The 2,816-nt window shown below is 64.3% G+C and carries 2 protein-coding genes; both read left to right on the top strand.

The window, feature by feature from the left end:
• Nucleotides 1–248 precede the first annotated feature (248 nt).
• Nucleotides 249–1,433: an FIST N-terminal domain-containing protein gene (locus ACXJ7R_RS29260; RefSeq protein WP_457154870.1), complete on the top strand. Its 1,185-nt coding sequence runs from the start codon at nucleotides 249–251 to the stop codon at nucleotides 1,431–1,433.
• A 1-nt stretch (nucleotide 1,434) separates the two neighbouring features.
• The gene (locus ACXJ7R_RS29265) at nucleotides 1,435–2,775 is read left to right on the top strand and encodes a hybrid sensor histidine kinase/response regulator (RefSeq protein ID WP_184873667.1); all 1,341 of its coding nucleotides are present in this window, start codon (nucleotides 1,435–1,437) and stop codon (nucleotides 2,773–2,775) included.
• The last annotated feature ends 41 nt before the right edge of the window (nucleotides 2,776–2,816 follow it).

Here is a 2,816-nt window from a genome sequence, read left to right on the forward strand (position 1 = left end):
TGCTTCCTCCCTGGGTATCAACCTTGGTCATCACGCTGCCGACGCGGTGTTGCCGCTTCGGCCATGGTTATTCGTACACTGCACAATGGACAAAAAACAGCACGTCGCAAACTCGTTACATTGTACTTTCGGTCATGGGCTGAGCCCAAACGCGCGGCCCCGGTCGCCCATTGCCAAAACAGGGTTTGAGGGCAACAATGTTATCAGACGCCCGCGCGCCCGACGCGCATAAAACAGCGTCGGAGGAAATGCGGAGAACACCGCTGGCCAGTTCACGGACGCGCTATGCATGCGGCCTGTCGGCGCTCACCACGGATGAGCCCGACATGGACGCATTCGCCAAGGCGATCGCGTTGGAGGCTGCGGCAATCGACGCCGGCTTCGCGCTCCTGTTTTTTTCCCAGAGCCTGGTCGAGGCCGACACCCTTTCCCGGGCGCTCATGAGCCACGCGCCGGCGCTTCATCACGCGGGCTGCTCGACCGCCGGCGAGATCACGCCGCAAGGCCTCGAGGATGGCCACGTGCTCGCCATGCTGCTTCCGTCCGCCGCGTTCACCGCCGTCAGCGTGATGGTCGACGATCTGTCCTCGTCGGGCATGGACAGGATCACCAGCGAGGTCGAGGCCTTGCGGCGGTCGCTGCGCGCGCGCCTGGGTTGCGACCGCACCAAAGGCACCTTCGCGCTCTGCTTCATCGATGGGCTCTCCTATGCCGAGGAAGCGGTGAGTTCGGCCATCCATTGGGGCCTCGACGACATACCGCTGCTCGGCGGCTCGGCCGGCGACGACCTGAAGTTCGAGACGACGCGCCTCATCTCGAACGGCAACGTCACCTCCGACAGCGCCATCATCGTGCTGATCGCCACCGAAATCCCTTTCCACGTCTTCAAGACCGACAATTTCGTTCCCACCGACGAGAAGCTGGTGGTGACGGCGGCCGATCCCGATCACCGCATCGTGCGCGAGTTCAATGCCACCAACGCGGCGGAGGAATACGCCGCGTCCGTCGGCATCGTTGCGCAGACGCTGACGCCGCTGAGTTTTGCCTCGCATCCGGTGGTGGTGAAAGTGGGCGGCGAATATTACTGCCGGTCGATCCAGAAGATGCATCCCGATGGCTCGCTGTCGTTCTTCTGCGCCATAGACGACGGGGTCGTGCTGTCGATCGCCCAACCCAAGGACATGGTCGAATCGACGCGCGCGGCGCTCAGGGATGTCGAGGAGCGGCTTGGCGGCATCGACATGATCCTCGGCTTCGACTGCGTGCTGCGCCGTCTGGACGCGCGCAACCGCCAGGTTTTTCGCGACATCTCGGAGCTCTACCGGGTCAACAATGTCATCGGCTTCGGCACCTATGGCGAACAGTACCGGTCGATGCATTTGAACCAGACCTTCACCGGCATCGCCTTTGGCGAACGACAGGCGGCGGAATAAGATGCCGCTCAGGGACATCAACGATCTCGAAAAGCTGAAGAAGATCAACGCCGCACTGGTCAGCCGCGTCGAGCGGTCGATGGACCAGCAAGGCAATGCCTTCTCGCTGTTCCAGACCGCGATTTCGCTGGAAAATCGCGTGCGCACGCGCACCGAGGAGCTGCATTCGACCTTGCGCCGGCTGGAGCAGTCGAACATCGACCTCAGCGCCGCCAAGGAAAACGCCGAACTGGCGAACCTGTCCAAGACCCGCTTCCTCGCCGCCGCCAGCCATGACGTGCTGCAGCCGCTGAACGCGGCCCACCTCTCGGTTTCGGCGCTGGCCGAAGTGCAGACCAGCGACGAGGGCAGGAAGCTGGTGCGGCAGGTCGAGCGCTCGCTGGAGACGATGGAGGACCTGCTGCGCACGCTGCTCGACATCTCCAAGCTCGACGCCGGCGTGGTGCAACCCGACACCGGCGACGTCAGCCTGGAGGCGCTGTTCTCATCGCTGCGCTCGGATTTCCTGCCGGTGGCGGAACTGAAGGGGCTGTCGCTGAAATTCCGGCCGGTCAACGCCGTGGTCCGCTCCGACCGCACGCTGTTGCGCCGCATCCTGCAGAACATTCTCTCCAATGCGCTGGGCTACACACGCTCCGGCGGTGTGCTGGTCGGCACCAGGCATCGCGGCGATACCATCCGCATCGACGTCGCAGATACCGGCTGCGGCATTCCCGAAGACCAGCGCGAAGCGGTGTTCGAGGAATTCCACCGTGGCACCTCGTCGGCCAATGCGGAGCTGGACGGCGGCGGTCTCGGGCTCGGGCTTGCCATCGTGCGCCGCATGGCCAGCGCGCTCGGCCATCCCGTGACATTTTCATCCAAGGTCGGCCGCGGCACGATCTTCCACATCGACGTTCCGGTCGGCATCGGCGCCCCGGCCGACACCATCGCCAACAGCGCCGACATGGAACGGCCGCGCGGCTACGGCCTGTTCGGCACCAAGGTGCTGCTGATCGAGAACGATGTCGAGGTTCTGCAGGCCATGACCTTCCTGCTCGAGCGCTGGCAATGCCTGGTGCGGGCCGCGACCTCGACCGACGACGCCCTCGACATGCTGGGCGATACCGACTGGGTGCCCGACATCGTCATTGCCGACCAGCATCTCGACGGCGGCGATCTCGGCACTGCCACCATCGCCGAGGTCCGCGACTATCTCGGCCGCGCCGTGCCGGCCCTGATCGTCACCGCCGACAGTTCCGAAGCCGTCGCCAAGGCGGCACGCGCCGGCGGCATCGAACTGATGCGCAAGCCGCTGAAGCCGGCACAATTGAGGGCGCTGCTGGCGCATCTACTGGCTTAGCTTCATCGAGGCAATTACGGTGACAGTGCACTTTCATCATG

The organism is Mesorhizobium sp. P5_C1 (assembly GCF_054049815.1).